We start from the raw sequence: 16,840 nt of genomic DNA, 5'->3' as shown, positions 1-16,840 counted from the left end.
TTAGAACCAATCACTCTGCATCTTCAAACAGGTGTCATCGAAGTTCATCAGTAATTTGGCCTGATGTTCAATTTCAGGCAGTTCCCAATGAATAAAATATTGAGCTGCCTGAATTTTACCGGCCAGAAAGGCTTGATCTTCCTGTTGAGAAGATGTGCCAAATTTAAGTTGAGCCTGATTGGCCATTTCCAGCCACAACCACGCGATAATAGTTTTGCCCATCATATCCAGATATAGCCCAGAATTGGCCAAAGCTTCACTAACTTTGTCTTGATGCAGAGCCTGACCTAAAATCTGTGTGGTTTTTTGCACAGTGACAAGATGCTGTTTATAGACATCTGCCAGTTCTGTTAACTTGCCATCCTGAATTTCAGACAAGGTTTTCTGGATGCGTTGCATGAGCAGGGTCAGGCCTTTGCCATTGTGCTGCCAGAGTTTACGACCTAGTAGATCCAGAGACTGAATCCCATAAGTGCCTTCATGAATCGGATTAAGGCGGTTATCCCGATAGCATTGCTCAACCGGATATTCACGCGTATAGCCCGCACCACCCAAGACCTGGATCGCTAGATCATTGGCTTTAGGACCATAGGCAGAAGGGAAGGACTTGACCACTGGTGTAATGAGATCCAGCAAAATGGCACTCTCTTCATCTTGTGCAGCCTGATGTTCATCAATTAAACAAGCTGCAAATAAGCACAGCGCTAAAGCACCTTCAACATAAGATTTTTGTGCCAGTAGCATACGTTTGACATCCGTATGCTCAATGATATTCACAGGTTTAGCGTCAGGTGTTTTTTCATGAACCGGACGGCCTTGAGGACGGTTTTTAGCATAGTCCAGAGACTCCAGATAACCACGATAACCGATCATGGCTGCACCGAGGCCAACACCAACGCGCGCTTCATTCATCATCTTGAACATGTATTTTAAACCATGTCCCGCTTCACCAATTAAATAGCCTAAGCAATTGTCATTTTCTCCAAAGCTTAGCACTGTTGATGTGGTGCCACGATAACCCATTTTATGTAAAAGGCCAGCTAATTGTACATCATTGGATTCACCTATAGTTCCATCTGTATTGGTTTTGAATTTCGGCACGATGAATAGGGAAATACCTTTTACCCCTTGCGGAGCATCTTGGATACGAGCCAGAACCAGATGCACAATATTTTCAGTAATGTCCTGATCACCACCAGAAATAAACATTTTCTGGCCTTTAATTTTGTAGCTTCCATCTGACTGAGGAATCGCTTTAGTGGTCAGATCTCCCAAAGAGGAACCCACATTCGGCTCGGTCATCGCCATAGTTCCAGCAAAGCGGCCACTTAGCATATGCGGCAAGAACATTTGTTTTTGTTCTGGAGAGGCAAAGGCTTGAATCAGATTTGCTGCAGCGGCTGTCAGAAAAGAGTAGGCAACAGTCGAAGGATTGGCCGACATGAAATAGGCATTACAGGCCATATTCACCAAAGTCGGCAATTGCATGCCGCCGTCTGCGTAATCATGCTGGGCGCAGAGTAGACCAGCATCAGCAAATTGTTGCCATGCTATTTTTACTTCATCAATGGTCTTCACCTGTTTGCCATCAAAGCTCGGTTCGTGGTGATCAGCCTTGGCATTATGCGGCGCAAAATAATCGGTCGCGATGCCTTTTGCCGTTTCCAGAATACTATCAAAGGTATTTTTGTCATGATCCTGATAGCGTTCCAGTTCAGTTAAGGCTTCGAGTTTGAAAACATCATAAAGCAGAAAATTGAGGTCTTTATCATTAATCAGCTGAGTCACGGTATAGTCCTGAATATGTAATCCTTGAGATAGCATCAAGACTAGCAGTTGCATTTATCAAGGAGGATTGTCAATAATGACATGAAACGGGTGAAAAACGACAAATAGAAAAATATGCAACAGGTAGTGATTTTAGGTTTTGATGGTGCTTTGGCTTCAGCAATTACAGGTGTCGTCGACTTATTCGCCATGGCGGGCGTCAGCTGGAACCGGATTCAGCAGCAGGATGTGCAACGCCTGTTTAAAGTCAGGATCGCCAGTCCAGATGGACAACCAATTCGTTGTATTAACGGTCTGGAATTGCATGCACATTGTTCATATCAAGAAATTCAAGCTGCCGATATTCTGGTAGTGCCGACCATCGCCGCACCTATACAAGAGGTACTGGATGAAAATCCAGACCTGATTCAGTTTTTAACTTCTGCTCATGCACAATCCACCTTAATCGCTGGAAACTGCACCGGGAATTTCTTTCTGGCAGAAGCTGGTATTTTAGATGGTCGTGTGGCGACAACGCATTGGGGCTTTCAGGACATGTTTCGTGCACGTTATTCTCAGGTCAAACTCAATGCCGATCTGATGATTAGCCGGGATCAGAATATTTACTGTGCAGGTGGAGGCTTGGCCTGGTTTGACCTAGGCTTGCATCTGATCGAACGTTTCTATGGTTTTGAAGTTGCCATGCAATCTGCCAAATCCTTTGTGATTGATTATCGACGCGATAGCCAATTGTCTTATTCATTAATGAAGATTGGTCAACCACATCATGATGAACTGGTGCAAAAGGTTCAGGACTGGTTAGAGCAGCATTTTCATGAAGAGTTTACTTTAAATGCGCTGGCAGAACGTTTTAATGTCACCACTCGTACTTTAATCCGACATTTTAAGCAGACGCTAAATATTGCACCGAATCAGTATCTGCAAGCCATTCGTATTGAAGCGGCACGCAAACGGCTTGAGGAAACCGATCAGGCCATAGATCTGATTATGCAAAATGTCGGCTATCAGGATCCAAGTTCATTTCGGCGTTTATTTTATAGAAAAACAGGACTTACGCCGCTAGAATATCGCCGTCGTTTTAGCCGACGTTTCTAGATTTTGATAAAAAGAGAGATTCGAAAATCTCTCTTGGCATACATATTAGCTAAAGATATCTTTACGTAAATAATGCGTATAAATGGTTGATGCTATGCTTTGCAGGAAGCCGGTGAACATAATCCAGTAAATGAAAATTTCACATTCTAACTATTTTAGTCCGAAACCTTCAAATCCGATGATGATCAAAAAGGCTGAACTAATCCCCAAAAATAAAATGTTATAGGATAATGACTTCTGCTTTAATAAAATCATTGTTCCTCTTTCGTCTTTGGCTTCTTGTGAGCATTCAAAGCGTATTTTATATATTTCACAGCAAATCACAGCCACCACAATACTTAAGATACTAGCCATCAATACCCAATATAGTGTCATGTTACTTCCTCGGCATAACTAAACAGTTCCTCAATCGTCGTTTCAAGTGCATTTGCTAACTTGAATGCCAGAATCAAGGAAGGGTTGTACTTCTCTTTTTCTAATGCGGCAATCGTTTGGCGGCTGACTGCCACTGCATCAGCAAGCTGTTGTTGTGTCCAACGTTTTTTAGCACGGAACACGATGATGTCATTCTTTAACATGTCTTTACTCCAACATCATTCAAAATGTAATATATATTTAACATTATGTAAAATATATATTTCATAATGATAAAAATAAGTGTTATTTAAAAGATTGAGATATAAAAAACGGGCTAAATGCCCGTTTAAAAATTTTTGAATCAGCTGGTTTAAGCTTTGACTGAGGTCGATTTAACCTTGCGGCCATGCAGCAGGTAATACCAGATCAGACAACTAAAGGTAAGCACTGCGGAAAACAAATAAAGCTGACGATAACCCACCTGATCCAGCAGCATACCGAGGAAATAAGGTCCGAAACCAAGACCGGCATCTAGTGCAATAAAGAAAGTCGAGGTCGCCAGACCCATCCGTTGCAAGGTGGTACTTTTCACGGCAATAGTTTGACACACTGACTGAATATTACCGAAACCAAAACCTAATAACGCGGCACTCGCCAGTAACATCACAGAGTTTTGTGCCTGACTCAGCATTAGAATACCTACTGCCATAATCACGATTGCAGGATAGATAATGATGTTTTCACCTTTACGATCCATTAATGGGCCAGTAAATGGACGCGACAGCAGAATGGCAAAAGCATACATCAGGAAGAAGAAAGAGGCTGCTTCGACCAGATTGATGTCTTTGGCATAGAAGTGGATAAAGGACAATACGCCTGAATAACAGGTAGCCACCAGCAGGACAATGATAGCAATCGGCAAGGCATTCGGCTCTACATACTGAGCGAGCTTACTGGCAGATTGTGGAACAGAGGAAGTCAATGTACCACTCGCTTTAAGGCGCGGCGGCTGGATAAACAGACCGCAAATCAGGCAGCTGAGCGCAACAATAGTAGTAAAGATAAAAATCACCTGATAATTAAAATTCGTCATCAGCCAGATCCCGACAAAAGGACCAATCGCTGTACCAAGCGTACTGCTCATACTGAAATAACCAATACCTTCACCACGTCGTGTTGCTGGAATGGTTTGCGCAATTACTGTGCCGAGTACGGTAGATGCCATACCCATCATAAAGCCGTGTATCAGACGAATACCCAATAACACTTCTAGTTTGGCCGGAATCATATAAAGTCCGGAAAATAGCAAAAAGCCAGTCAGGCCAATCACCAGGGTATTTTTCAGTCCTAGACGATTCAGCAATTTCCCAATAAATAAGCGTCCAATTAGCGTTCCGACAATAAACAGACCGGATACCAGACCGGCTTGTGCAGTCGATGCTCCCAGTTCAGCGACCGAGAAACCGACAATCACAATCACCAGCAGGTAAAACACCAGAACAAGCTGGAAATTAACCAGACTGACCAGGACGAAATTAGGGGTCCATAAGCGGGCTTGATCTTGGCTCATTGTGGTGTTTCCTGAGATGAAGGGTGTAATTGCTGAATCAGCTTTACCAAAGTGTTTTTACTGCTTTGCAGATCATCTGCATCAATCTGTTGCAGTAACTGATCTTCAAAAGCATCAATCTGTTTGGAACACAGGTTAAAGGTTTTAACCCCTTGCTCGCTGAGTTTAAATAATTTCTGACGTTTATCTTCGGTTTCGATCTGGCAGATTAAGTCGAGTTCACTTAAATGCTGGATACGTTTGGTTATGCTTGGTTTTGAAACATTTAAATAGCTTGAAATATCAACCAGCGTGCATTGCTGTTGGGATCGAATGGTGTAGAGCACTTGCCATAAGGAATAATTAAGTTGAGAGGATAATAAAATAGTATTGATTTCATCACTCATGAGTCGTGCGCAACGCAGCAACAGTGAACGAAATCTGGAAGAGGGTTGAAACATATAGTTAACCTGGCTAACTAAATTGTGCCTAATCTACGCCTCTTTATTCAATTAAACAAGAGGGAAATTTTGAAAATTTTTGCATGGTTAACGTCTTTTTGACTAAGTTATTACAAGTCTTTAACCTGATTAAAAAACAATCAACAAAAGACTACATACTTTTAAGAATGATTCAGCCTAAGCTACCTAAGCACTAGAAAAATCCATCACTTAATAACTGAAGGGCAGATATGCCAAATAACACTGCATAGGTGAAGTTTATGACTCTGGGTTTAACTGCATTAGAGTTAGCACGAATACAGTTCGCCTTTACTGTATCTTTTCATATTATCTTTCCTGCAATTTCAATCGGATTAGCAAGTTTTTTGGCTATTCTGGAATGGCGCTGGTTAAAGACTAAAAATCCGATTTTTCAGGATCTGTTCAAGTTTTGGGTCAAAATTTTCGCCGTCGCATTTGGTATGGGCGTCGTATCCGGTGTGGTAATGAGCTATCAGTTCGGAACCAACTGGAGTGAGTTTTCCCGGGTCGCTGGAAGTGTGACCGGACCCTTGCTGGCTTATGAAGTTTTAACTGCGTTCTTTTTAGAAGCCGGATTCCTGGGCATCATGCTCTTTGGCTGGGATCGGGTTGGCCCACGAGCGCACTTTTTCTCCACTTTAATGGTCGCAATCGGCACCTGTATTTCCATGTTCTGGATTTTATCTTCCAATAGCTGGATGCAGACACCTCAAGGTTTTGCGATTGAAAATGGCCTGATCGTCCCGCAAGACTGGGTAGCGATCGTATTTAACCCGTCTTTTCCTTATCGTCTGGCCCATATGGCAATGGCCGCCTTTCTGGTCTCCGCCTTACTTGTAGCCTCAACAGCGGCATGGCATCTGATCAAGGGCCGTCGAGATCCTTTAGTCAAAACTTCATTTTCCATGGCCATGTGGCTGATTCTGGCACTTGCACCTTTACAGATTTTTGTGGGGGATATGCATGGTCTGAATACGCTTGAACATCAGCCAGCCAAACTGGCCGCGATGGAAGGCCATTGGGAAACCAATCATGATGAAGGAATGCCTTTATACCTGTTTGGGATTCCAGACATGCAAGCTGAAGAAACCAAATATGCAATTGGTATTCCTAAATTGGGTAGCCTGATTCTGACGCATTCTATGGATGGAAAAGTCACGGGGCTTAAAGATTTTGCACCTGAAGATCGACCCAATTCACTGGTGGTGTTCTGGAGTTTCCGGATTATGGTCGGGCTGGGTATGTTAATGCTCTTGCTTGCACTCTGGGGATTATGGTCACGTACTCGAGGACGGTTTTATGAGTCACGTGGTCTGCATCGTTTTGCACTCATCATGGGGCCATCCGGATTTCTTGCTATGCTGGCAGGATGGTTTACTACAGAAGTCGGTCGTCAGCCTTGGGTTGTCTACGGCATTATGCGGACCAAAGATGCCTTATCACCAGTGTCTGCTGAACAGGTTGGTTTGACCCTGATTATCTTTGTTGTGGTGTACTGCGTCGTTTTTGGCGTAGGAATTTTCTACATGTTGCGCCTAATGCATAGAGGTCCAGAATTTATTCATTCCAGACCACACCATGAATCGGATAGCGATGTGGTTCAGGCTTCTCGTCGACCATTGAGCAGTATTCGCGAACGTATTGAAGAGGTTCCTGAACATCCGGATCAGGAGGATAAAAAATGATTGATTTATCATTAATTTGGATTGCGATTATTGGACTGGGTGTACTGGTCTATACCATTCTAGATGGTTTCGATCTGGGCATTGGCATTCTATTTCCATTCTTCCCGCATCAGGATGAACGCGATGTCATGATGAATACGGTCGCTCCGGTCTGGGATGGTAATGAAACCTGGATGGTTCTAGGGGGCGCCGGATTATTTGCTGCCTTTCCATTGGCTTATTCGACGGTACTCTCAGCGCTATATATGCCCATTATCCTGATGGTGATCGCCTTGATTTTTCGTGGTGTCGCTTTTGAGTTTCGTTTTAAGGCGAATAAAAGCAAACACTGGTGGGATAAAGCCTTTATTGGAGGATCGATCGTTACCAGTTTCTTGCAAGGGATGATCCTGGGTGCATATATTCAGGGGATTGAAACACGAAATGGTGTCTATGTGGGCGGTGGTCTGGACTGGCTTAGCCCCTTCAGTATCTTTACCGGAGTCAGTGTCGTGGTGCTATATGCAGCATTAGGCTGTGGATGGCTCATTTATAAAACCGGTGATGATTTACAGGATCGTATGTTTAAACTGATGCCGAAGCTGATTATAGCCTTACTGATTATTTTAGGCGCTGTTAGTGTTTATACGCCGTTGACCCATCCGCAAATTGCGGAGCGTTGGTTCAGCCAGCCACAATTTACCTACTTTATGCCCGTACCGATCTTGGTCATATTGTTTACCTGGCTGGCCTTACGCGCCTGTAAAAGACGCAGTGAACTAGGTCCATTTTCCTATATGCTGGTGCTGGTATTCCTGGCATATACCGGTTTTCTAATTAGTCTGTGGCCATATATTATTCCGCCATCAGTCACGATCTGGCAGGCAGCGGCACATGAAAATAGTCAGTTATTTGCCTTGATTGGTGCCTTGATTCTGATTCCGATTATCGTGATTTATACCTGTATGTCCTATTGGGTATTCCGACACAAGGTACGTGTTGGAGATGATGGTTATCATTAAGGAGCAGTTATGACACGCAAACAGATAGTATGGTTTGTCGGCTTATGGCTTGCAGGTTTTTTGACACTAGCACTTATTGCAGGGGCATTCCGCTTTCTGGTGCATTTGGCCTATTAGGTATATTAAATGAACAAAGAAAAGGGATTTGTTAGTACAAATCCCTTTTTATAGGCTAAATTTTTGATTTTTAAAATATCAAGATGAGGCTTTGATCTGTTTACGATAAACACTTGGACGGACAGGGCGGCTGTTTTTCCATAACCCTTTTTTCTGCTTTTTGGCTTTATTCTGTAGTTCCATCATATAGCGTAAATGGTTTTTATCCCGGATATATTCCTCATAAACCCATGCCGCACCACGTTTCACAATCTCTTCATTGATATTCTTGCGATAACGATAGACCACACCGACACAGCGACCATAACGGTCAATATCCGTAATTTGTACCCGAATCATTTTATTTTTAACCATACTTTGAACCAGGCGTAGTGATTCCTTACCATAGGCCTGTGAAGATTCAGGTGCATCGACATAGGCAAAACGTAATTTGGTCTCAGAGCGACGGATATTAAAACGGTAGCAGGTGAGGGTGTCACCATCACTGACCGCACTTACCCGGCACCAATATTTCTTACCTTTCTTAAAGGGGCGAAATAGGTCCTTTAAATACACCGTAATTTTATGCAGCAAATAATAAGAAAAACACAGAAGTGCGAAGCCCAGCACAATTTGCCAGGTGGTGGAGAGATGTAACAAGGGCAAGATCCAAATCAGCAAAAACAGCCGCATAAACACAGCTAAAAGTTGAGCCATTTTAGATCAAAGCCACTCCGCATAGGGCTTAAAAAGCCATCAATCAGTGTTTAGTTTTGTACCGATAAAATAGCCTAAGCACTATCAAATTAGGCCAATCTCAATCCTAAAACCTGATAATAAAAATAGCCTAAGCAAGTTTAAATTATCTCATAAATAGCCTAAGCAAAAATTTTATAAATTTCATTTCTCAAAAATTGATGTCTTTTATTTTCTTGCAAATCTTTATGCCAATACATCCCCATATTAATTTTCGGAAGTTGTACAGGAACGTCAAAAATATTCAGACAGTTTGCTAACTGTAGATGAGTCAAAACATTTTTAGGAATTGTCAGCATGGCAGTCTTTTGCTGTTCCAGAATTTGCAGGGCTGTGGAATAGTGCTGACAACGTAAAAAAATCTGTCGGGAATAATGTTTTCGACTTAAATATATATCTTCAACTAAAACTCCCGTACGGCGTGAGGAAACGCCAATATGAGGTGAGGCCAGATAAATCTGTTCATTCATTTCTGTTCGTTGTGTACAGACCACGAATTCATCCTGTACCAGTCGTTCAAACTGAATTTTTTCACTAATACTTTGCTCCAGATCAATAACAAAATCGACCTGTTGAGAGGCGAGATCTGCAGCAATATTTTTACGGTCGAGTTTCATGCTACTCAGTTGAAGATCCAGGTTAATTTTTTGGAAATGTTGAACCAGTTTAGGAAAGATCATGGGTTCAATTTCGTCATGTACAGCAATTTTTAAGCTATGAATCGATTCCGGTCTGAATTGCTGATGCTGCATCGAAATATTCTGAATCGTAAAAAGTGCATTTTTAATTTCAGGATAGATCTGATCCGCAAACGGCGTAGGTTGCATCTTGCTACCAGTTCGCACAAATAAATCATCTTGTAAATGCTGTCTTAAACGTTGTAAAGCATGACTGGCCGCTGACTGGCTTATCGATAGAATTTGCGCAGCTTTAGAAATACTGTTTTGTTCGTAAATGGCAATAAAAAGTGGATAAAGATTAATATCAATACGATGAAAATTTCGTAGATCCATCACGGTTTTTGAATGAATACTATGCATACTACTATATGGAATTAAATCATTTTATTCATAATAAGTTTTGGGTTAAGGTGTTGTAAAGCGTATGAATTAGAATATTCAGAGGGATAAAGCAATGTTTGAGCTGTCAGCACGTGCACAGGATTATTTAAATAGAACAAAAAAGTTTATTACTGATGAAATTGAACCTGTCGAGGCTGATTTCTGGCATCAGGTGCATCAACTGAATCAAGGCGGTGACTGGACCAAATGGCAATGGCCGGCAGAACTTGAAACATTGAAAGATAAAGCCAAAGCGGCAGGTCTCTGGAATATGTTTTTGCCTTGTCCAGAATTAGGTCAGGGATTATCCGTTCGGGAATATGCGCATATCGCTGAACTTTCTGGACGAAGCTTAATTGCACCTACCGTCTTTAACTGTAATGCACCAGATAGCGGCAATATGGAAGTATTGTGGCGCTATGGTTCTGAAGAACAAAAACAGCAATGGTTAATGCCACTACTGGAAGGGAAAATCCGTTCAGTGTTCTGTATGACTGAGCCTGCAGTGGCTTCAAGTGATGCTACCAATATGCAGGCGACGGCGGTAGTTGAAGGTGATGAAATTGTTTTGAATGGTCGTAAATGGTGGTCTTCGGGTTTGGGTGATCCAAATGCCAAAATCATCATCTTTATGGCACATACGCCAGATGAATCCAAAGACCGTCATCATCAGCATTCCATGGTTTTAGTTCCAGTCGATACTGCAGGCGTAAAAATCGAACGGATGCTTCCAGTCTTTGGTGATTATGATGCGCCACATGGCCACGGCGAAGTCAGCTTTGATAATGTTCGTGTTCCAGTTTCGAATTTTATTGGGGGGGCAGGTCAAGGCTTTGAAATTGCCCAAGGTCGTTTAGGGCCAGGCCGTATTCACCATTGTATGCGTTGCATCGGTGCTGCTGAAAAATCATTAGAACTTATGATTGACCGGGGTATGAGCCGTACCGCATTTGGTAAAGAGATTTTAAAACTGGGTGGTAACCTGGAACGTGTGGCTGAAGCTCGCGTTGCCATTGATCAGGCTCGATTATTAACCTTGTATGCTGCCTATAAAATGGATACTTTAGGGAATATGGCAGCACTGACTGAAATTTCTGCAATTAAAGTGGTCGCGCCAAGTGTACTGGAAAAAGTTGTGGATATGGCGATTCAGATCCACGGTGGTGCGGGTGTTTCTCGTGATACACCGCTGACCGGATTCTTTGCCCAAGCCCGTGCCTTACGTCTGGCTGATGGTCCGGATGAAGTGCATAAAGGTATGATTGCCAAGCTGGAACTGGCAAAACGTGGTTATAGCACACGTCGTAAAAAATAAGCTGGCTTTATATACAGAACATTGAAACGTATTAGAAGATTTTAAGGAAAAATTATGGCGGTCATTGATGTAGGTGGATCAGTTCGTGAAGGTGAGGAACTGGATGTACAGGCCATCACAGATTGGTTAAATCAACAAGGAGTAAATGTAGAAGGTCCTTTAGAGCTTACTCAATATTCCGGTGGAGCTTCAAACTGGACTTATCGTTTGCAATATGCCAATGCCGATTTAATTTTACGTCGTCCGCCTCAAGGGACTAAAGCCAAATCTGCGCATGACATGGCACGTGAATATCATGTACAAAAAGCCTTGGCTGACCATTATCCAGTCGTACCTGAAATGGTGGCACTTTGTCAGGACGAATCAGTCATTGGCTGTGATTTTTATGTGATGAAACGCATTGAAGGTATTATTCCGCGTGCCAAGCTGCCGCCTGAATTACAACTGACTGAATCAGATATCCAGACTCTATGTATTAATGTGATTGATAAGCTGATCGAACTACACCAAGTTCCTTACACTGGTACAGAACTGGAAAAGTTAGGCAAAGGTGAAGGCTATTGCCGTCGTCAGGTAGAAGGCTGGGATGCACGTTACGAAAAAGCCAAAACATTAAATGTTCCATCTTTTAAATACGTGCGTAACTGGCTGAAAGATAATATTCCATCTGATTCTAAAACCTGTGTCATTCACAATGACTGGCGTTTTGATAATGTCATTCTGGATCTAGAGAATCCAACTGAAGTTATTGGGGTGCTGGACTGGGAAATGGCCACCCTGGGTGATCCGCTGATGGACTTGGGTTCTGCCTTGGCTTATTGGGTAGAAGATACGGACAATGCCATTTTTAAAGCAACACGTCGTCAGCCCACCAATTTAAAAGGTATGTTTACCCGTAAAGAAGTGGTGGATTACTATTTGGAGAAAACCGGTCTGCAACCGGAAAACTGGACATTCTATGAAGTGTTTGGGATTTTCCGTCTCTCGGTAATTGCTCAGCAGATCTATTATCGTTATTACCACAAACAAACCAACAATCCAGCCTTTAAGGATTTTTGGGTAGTCATTCATGCCTTGCATATTCGTGCCTTAAAACTGATTGGTCTACAAAAGCTTGAAGCCAATGACATTGCACAAAAATATATCCTGAAATTTAAAGAGTTAATGCCAAAATGACCACCATTTACTTGATCCGGCATGGACAGGCATCTTTCGGGGCAGCCAGTTATGATCAGCTTTCGCCAAATGGGGAACTACAGGCAAAATTGCTCGGTCGTTATTTTGATGAAATTCTGAAAGAAGCACCGTATGTAGTGGCTGGTTCTATGCAACGTCATCAACAGACGGCACAGTTATCTTTAGATGAATGTTTTCCTGAAAGCGAGATTTTGACCGATAGTGCCTGGAATGAGTTTAATCATCAGCAGGTTTTTGCCCGTTATGAACCGCGTTTTAATCAGCCTGAACTGCTTAAGCAGGATGTCTCAGAACATGCCAATCCACGGGATTATCTGAGCAAGATCTTTAGTGGAGCGATTGCTCGCTGGACCTGTGATGATTATCACCATGAATATGATGAATCCTGGCCAAATTTTAAAAGCCGCGTAGAAACCGGTTTGCAGAACTTATGTGATCAGCTTGTGCAAACTAAACCGCGCTATGCAATCGTGTATACCTCAGGTGGCGTCATCTCTGTGGCGGTAGGCAAAATCCTGGGTCTGAGTCCGGAGAAAACTTTCGCTTTAAACTGGGCAATTACCAATACCAGCATTACTACATTGCGTCTGGTCGGAAATGAACCCCAGCTACTCAGTTTGAATGAACATCATTTTATTAAAGCACAGCGTCCAGACCTGCTAACCTGGATTTAAAAATTATTGAAGATAAAACACCTTATAAAATAAAGGGATAGGGTAAAAATATGGCTAAAACGATTTTAATTACTGGTGCAAGTTCAGGGATTGGTGCCGGTATGGCACGTGAATTTGCAAAAAAAGGGTATAACCTGGCGATTTGTGCACGTCGTCTGGAACGTCTGGAAACTTTGAAGCAGGAACTCGAGAGCCAATATGATATTAAAGTCATTGCCAAAACACTGGATGTGACCAATTATGATCAGGTTTTTGAGGTTTTCCGTGCCTTTAAAGAAGACTTTGGCACCATTGACCGGATTATTGTCAATGCCGGTGTAGGTGAAGGCCGCCGGATTGGTAAAGGTAATTTTGCGATCAATAAAGCTACTGTTGAAACCAACTTTATTTCTGCATTGGCACAATGTGAAGCTGCAGTGGAAATTTTCCGCGCACAAAACTCCGGTCATCTGGTGATGATTTCATCGATGAGCGCAATGCGTGGTATGCCAAAACACTTGACTGCTTATGGCGCAAGTAAGGCTGGGGTTGCACATCTGGCTGAAGGCATTCGTGCTGAGCTAATTGATACACCAATTAAAGTCACGACCATTTTCCCAGGCTATATTCGTACTGAAATTAATGAAGGCGCGAAAAAATTACCATTTGAAGTGGATGAGAAAACGGGTTCACGTTTATTGGCAGAAGAAATTGAGAAAGCGCCAGTCAAAGCCTATGTACCGAAATGGCCTTGGTTGCCACTCGGTCTGGCAATGAAAGTATTGCCGCTAAAATTAGTCAATAAATTAGGTTAAAACTTCAATTTAAAAAAGCTCCATTCGGGGCTTTTTTACTTTTTAGTATTCAAAATTTTGGATAAAAGTAGGTAGGATAATTCTGGTATCGGATCTAAAGGTATTATAAATTATTAAAATAATTAGTTAATTCACTAAAAGTCATTAACACTTTGATGATGAATAAATTTTATTTATATATAAAAATTAAAATTCTATCAGAATAGAAATAATTAAATTTTTAAGAAGAGAATTTTTAGACGACAAGTTTTATAGAAAATACTCCTTATTTTTCTGCTTTATTCTTGATCTTGAAAAAATTACTAAAACTGCCCAAAACTTGGACATACTCGCTGCGAAAGTGGAAAGATAACTTCTCTTTTTTATAAATTCCTTTAATGTACAACTGTTCAGAAATCAAAGGTTGTCCATATGTCTACATCTTCGGATATGACTGACCAACAGCGAATCTCTAAGGTCAGAAATATCGTTACACAGGCCGGGGAAGAAATACGTACCCGTTATCCTATACTTAAACATCAGAATTTCATTGGTGCGAGTATTTTAGGTTTTGCCTGGACGGGGATGATCGCATGCGCATTGGCATATGGATATGGTTATCTTTCTGCGTGGTTCACCATTCCCCTAATTGCAATTTTTGCTTCACTGACACATGAATTAGAACATGACCTGATTCATTATATGTATTTCAAAAAAACACCTTGGGCACATCATTTAATGTTGGCTTTAGTGTGGCTGGCTCGTCCAAATACGATTAGTCCATGGGCTCGCCGACGCATGCATTTGCATCATCATAAATATTCAGGCACTGAATATGATCTTGAAGAACGTGGCATCAGTAATGGTATGCCATGGGGGATTCGCCGCATACTAGTGATCAGTGACCAGTTGATGTCGGTCTATTTACGTCCTTTTCAGATGTTTAAAATGATTCATCTTTTTATGGAAAAACAGCCTGAAAAAGAACGTAAAGTTGCCATGATTTCTCAGCTATTAGGCTTCTTGCCATTACGCTTGATTTATTATGGTCTGTGCTATTTATTTGTAGTCTTTCATGTAGGCAATGCCGTTGCACCAATCTTTGGTTATGAAATGCTTTGGTCGGAAAGTATCATCGAAGCTATGCCGCTCGTGAATTTCTTGGCAGTAATTTGGATCATTCCGAATTTTATCCGTTCTTTTAGCCTGCAATTCGTTAGCTCCAATATGCATTATTATGGTGATATTGATCCACGCGATGTCATCAAGCAGACTCAGGTACTGAATCCATGGTGGATGGTGCCATTCCAGTTATTTTGCTGTAATTTCGGTTCAACTCATGCGATCCATCATTTTGTGGTCAAAGAACCCTTTTATATACGTCAGTTGACCTCTAAAACGGCGCATAAAGTCATGAAAGAAGTGGGTGTACGCTTTAATGATATTGGGACGTTCAAGCGCATGAACCGCTGGAATGATCATAAAGTTTGATATATCAGCCACATTAAAAAATCCCGTTAAACGCCGGGATTTTTTTATTTTGCTAGTTAAAGTTACGTGAATATTCATTAAAAATGACTGCTGAGGTATTACTCGTAATCCATAAATTGCAGTAAAATTAATCATATCTTTATATAAATTAGTCCATTATGTTGCTCAAAGCTGCCACTATCGCCTTAATTCCCGCGCTCGTAATTCAGGGTAACCGTGTCAAAAAAAATACGATAAAACTTCCAGAACCAGAGGGTGCACGTGAAGGCCAAACAGGAACAGGCAAAAAACTTTCATTACTGATTGTGGGTGATTCAGCAGCAGCAGGGGTCGGGGTAGATCATCAGAATGATGCCTTACTTGGCGCGATTCTGAATGAGCTAAAAAATGACTTTGAAATTGAATGGAAGTTACAGGCAAAAACGGGCGATACCACCTCAAAGGTCATTCGTACTTTAGACCAGATTGAAGCTAAATCCTATGATGTGGTCGTGACTTCAGTCGGCGTGAATGATGTGACTAAGCTCATGCCTGCCGATGTCTGGATCAAGAAGCAGGAACAGTTTTATGGCAAAATCCAGCAAAAGTTTAATCCAAAACTGGTCATTGCAGCCGGTGTTCCTCCAATGAATATGTTCCCGGCTTTACCGAATCCTTTGGCCTGGTTATTTGGTCAATATGCCAAACACATGAACCAGCAGCTGGAAAAATTTGTGAACAAGCAGATCAACATGCAATGGATTGAATATGATATTGAAAAATATCGGGCCATGAATTTACAAATGGCCAAAGACGGTTTTCATCCAAGTAAGGAAGTTTATACACTTTGGGGACAAGAAGTTGCTAGCAAGATCCGTCAGGCATTCTAAAATAACTGAAATACCTGAATCTGGAACAGTTTATGTCGGATATTGAAACCCATCCATTACCGCCATTTTTACCGCCCAATGCCAAATTACTGATGTTGGGCAGTTTTCCGCCACCCGCAACGCGCTGGAAAATGAATTTTTATTATCCGAATTACCAAAATGATATGTGGCGGATATTTGGATTAATTTTCTTTAAAAATAAAGATTACTTTTTGGACTTACCTAATAAAAAATTTCAGGAACATCTAATCCGTGAGTTTCTAACTGAAACGGGGATTGCGATTTTTGACAGTGCTTATCAGATCCGACGCCTGAAGGGAAATGCTTCCGATAAATTTCTAGAAATTGTAGTACCAACCAATTTGCAGGATCTATTAGGGAAAATGCCGGACTGCAACCACATCATGACTACAGGCGACAAGGCCACAGATACTTTGATGCTCTCTATGCCTGAAGGTACGTTGAAACCCGGTATAGGTGAGCCAACACAGGCACATTTTCTTGGCCGTGACCTGTATCTATACCGGATGCCATCTTCATCCCGGGCTTATCCTTTGGCTCTGGATAAGAAAGCAGATAGTTACCGGATGATGTTCGAGCATGTCGGTCTAATTTGAGTTATGAATAAATATAAATATTAAGTATATTTAT

Annotated in this window: 18 protein-coding genes; 11 read left to right on the top strand and 7 right to left on the bottom strand. The window is 41.8% G+C overall.

Annotated features, from left to right (window positions below; translation table 11 throughout):
- Entirely contained in the window at nucleotides 1-1,824 is a 1,824-nt protein-coding gene (locus G5T77_RS03930) for an acyl-CoA dehydrogenase (RefSeq protein ID WP_171521868.1), read from the bottom strand.
- Between the two features lie 78 nt (nucleotides 1,825-1,902).
- Between G5T77_RS03930 and G5T77_RS03925 the strand changes: the two genes are divergently transcribed.
- Nucleotides 1,903-2,883 (top strand): helix-turn-helix domain-containing protein, encoded by a 981-nt coding sequence (locus G5T77_RS03925; protein ID WP_166138171.1) that lies wholly within the window; start codon nucleotides 1,903-1,905, stop codon nucleotides 2,881-2,883.
- A gap of 150 nt (nucleotides 2,884-3,033) precedes the next feature.
- Here G5T77_RS03925 and G5T77_RS03920 read toward each other — a convergent pair whose 3' ends face one another.
- The 4 genes from G5T77_RS03920 to G5T77_RS03905 form a co-directional block, all read right to left on the bottom strand.
- A complete protein-coding gene (locus tag G5T77_RS03920) occupies nucleotides 3,034-3,258 on the bottom strand; it encodes a hypothetical protein (RefSeq protein WP_166138169.1) in 225 nt (74 codons plus the stop codon).
- A complete protein-coding gene (locus tag G5T77_RS03915) occupies nucleotides 3,255-3,461 on the bottom strand; it encodes a helix-turn-helix transcriptional regulator (RefSeq protein ID WP_034702754.1) in 207 nt (68 codons plus the stop codon). Before G5T77_RS03915 ends, G5T77_RS03920 begins: the two co-directional genes overlap by 4 nt.
- Before the next feature lie 149 nt (nucleotides 3,462-3,610).
- On the bottom strand, nucleotides 3,611-4,810 hold the full coding sequence (locus tag G5T77_RS03910) for an MFS transporter (RefSeq protein WP_166138166.1): 1,200 nt from the start codon (nucleotides 4,808-4,810) through the stop codon (nucleotides 3,611-3,613).
- Nucleotides 4,807-5,250 (bottom strand): winged helix DNA-binding protein, encoded by a 444-nt coding sequence (locus G5T77_RS03905; protein WP_166138163.1) that lies wholly within the window; start codon nucleotides 5,248-5,250, stop codon nucleotides 4,807-4,809. The genes G5T77_RS03910 and G5T77_RS03905 overlap by 4 nt, the downstream gene beginning before the upstream one ends.
- Nucleotides 5,251-5,510: 260 nt before the next feature.
- On the opposite strand from G5T77_RS03905, the gene G5T77_RS03900 reads away from it, so the two are divergent.
- From G5T77_RS03900 to G5T77_RS17135, 3 genes are read left to right on the top strand one after another with little or no spacing between them, the layout of a single operon-like run.
- Complete coding sequence (locus G5T77_RS03900) at nucleotides 5,511-6,956, top strand: cytochrome ubiquinol oxidase subunit I (RefSeq protein ID WP_159122896.1); 1,446 nt, start codon at nucleotides 5,511-5,513, stop codon at nucleotides 6,954-6,956.
- Nucleotides 6,953-7,957 (top strand): cytochrome d ubiquinol oxidase subunit II, encoded by a 1,005-nt coding sequence (cydB, locus tag G5T77_RS03895; RefSeq protein WP_034702762.1) that lies wholly within the window; start codon nucleotides 6,953-6,955, stop codon nucleotides 7,955-7,957. The genes G5T77_RS03900 and cydB overlap by 4 nt, the downstream gene beginning before the upstream one ends.
- Before the next feature lie 9 nt (nucleotides 7,958-7,966).
- Nucleotides 7,967-8,074 carry a DUF2474 domain-containing protein gene (locus G5T77_RS17135; protein ID WP_104426067.1) on the top strand — a complete coding sequence of 36 codons (108 nt, stop codon included), beginning with the start codon at nucleotides 7,967-7,969 and terminating at the stop codon, nucleotides 8,072-8,074.
- Between the two features lie 78 nt (nucleotides 8,075-8,152).
- On the opposite strand, the gene G5T77_RS03885 is transcribed toward G5T77_RS17135, so the two are convergent.
- The gene (locus G5T77_RS03885) at nucleotides 8,153-8,770 is read right to left on the bottom strand and encodes a thermonuclease family protein (protein WP_159122897.1); all 618 of its coding nucleotides are present in this window, start codon (nucleotides 8,768-8,770) and stop codon (nucleotides 8,153-8,155) included.
- 161 nt (nucleotides 8,771-8,931) lie between these two features.
- A complete protein-coding gene (locus tag G5T77_RS03880) occupies nucleotides 8,932-9,849 on the bottom strand; it encodes a LysR family transcriptional regulator (protein ID WP_125278631.1) in 918 nt (305 codons plus the stop codon).
- Nucleotides 9,850-9,943: 94 nt separating this feature from the next.
- Between G5T77_RS03880 and G5T77_RS03875 the strand changes: the two genes are divergently transcribed.
- The 7 genes from G5T77_RS03875 (at nucleotide 9,944) to G5T77_RS03845 (ending at nucleotide 16,806) form a co-directional block, all read left to right on the top strand.
- The gene (locus tag G5T77_RS03875; protein ID WP_166138160.1) at nucleotides 9,944-11,185 is read left to right on the top strand and encodes an acyl-CoA dehydrogenase family protein; all 1,242 of its coding nucleotides are present in this window, start codon (nucleotides 9,944-9,946) and stop codon (nucleotides 11,183-11,185) included.
- A gap of 54 nt (nucleotides 11,186-11,239) precedes the next feature.
- Complete coding sequence (locus G5T77_RS03870) at nucleotides 11,240-12,361, top strand: phosphotransferase family protein (RefSeq protein ID WP_166138157.1); 1,122 nt, start codon at nucleotides 11,240-11,242, stop codon at nucleotides 12,359-12,361.
- Nucleotides 12,358-13,056 (top strand): histidine phosphatase family protein, encoded by a 699-nt coding sequence (locus G5T77_RS03865; RefSeq protein ID WP_166138154.1) that lies wholly within the window; start codon nucleotides 12,358-12,360, stop codon nucleotides 13,054-13,056. The genes G5T77_RS03870 and G5T77_RS03865 overlap by 4 nt, the downstream gene beginning before the upstream one ends.
- A gap of 50 nt (nucleotides 13,057-13,106) precedes the next feature.
- Entirely contained in the window at nucleotides 13,107-13,850 is a 744-nt protein-coding gene (locus tag G5T77_RS03860; protein ID WP_004785546.1) for an SDR family oxidoreductase, read from the top strand.
- Between the two features lie 411 nt (nucleotides 13,851-14,261).
- On the top strand, nucleotides 14,262-15,320 hold the full coding sequence (locus tag G5T77_RS03855; RefSeq protein ID WP_166138151.1) for a fatty acid desaturase: 1,059 nt from the start codon (nucleotides 14,262-14,264) through the stop codon (nucleotides 15,318-15,320).
- Nucleotides 15,321-15,478: 158 nt separating this feature from the next.
- Nucleotides 15,479-16,189, top strand: coding sequence for an SGNH/GDSL hydrolase family protein (locus G5T77_RS03850; protein WP_159122902.1), 711 nt, complete (start codon nucleotides 15,479-15,481; stop codon nucleotides 16,187-16,189).
- 32 nt (nucleotides 16,190-16,221) lie between these two features.
- Nucleotides 16,222-16,806, top strand: coding sequence for a uracil-DNA glycosylase family protein (locus tag G5T77_RS03845; protein WP_034704166.1), 585 nt, complete (start codon nucleotides 16,222-16,224; stop codon nucleotides 16,804-16,806).
- Nucleotides 16,807-16,840 lie beyond the last annotated feature (34 nt).

This window comes from Acinetobacter sp. GFQ9D191M, from assembly GCF_011174875.1.
GTDB lineage: Bacteria > Pseudomonadota > Gammaproteobacteria > Pseudomonadales > Moraxellaceae > Acinetobacter.
Note: the sequence above shows the minus strand (reverse complement) of the source record. Positions and strands in the feature narration are given on the sequence as shown.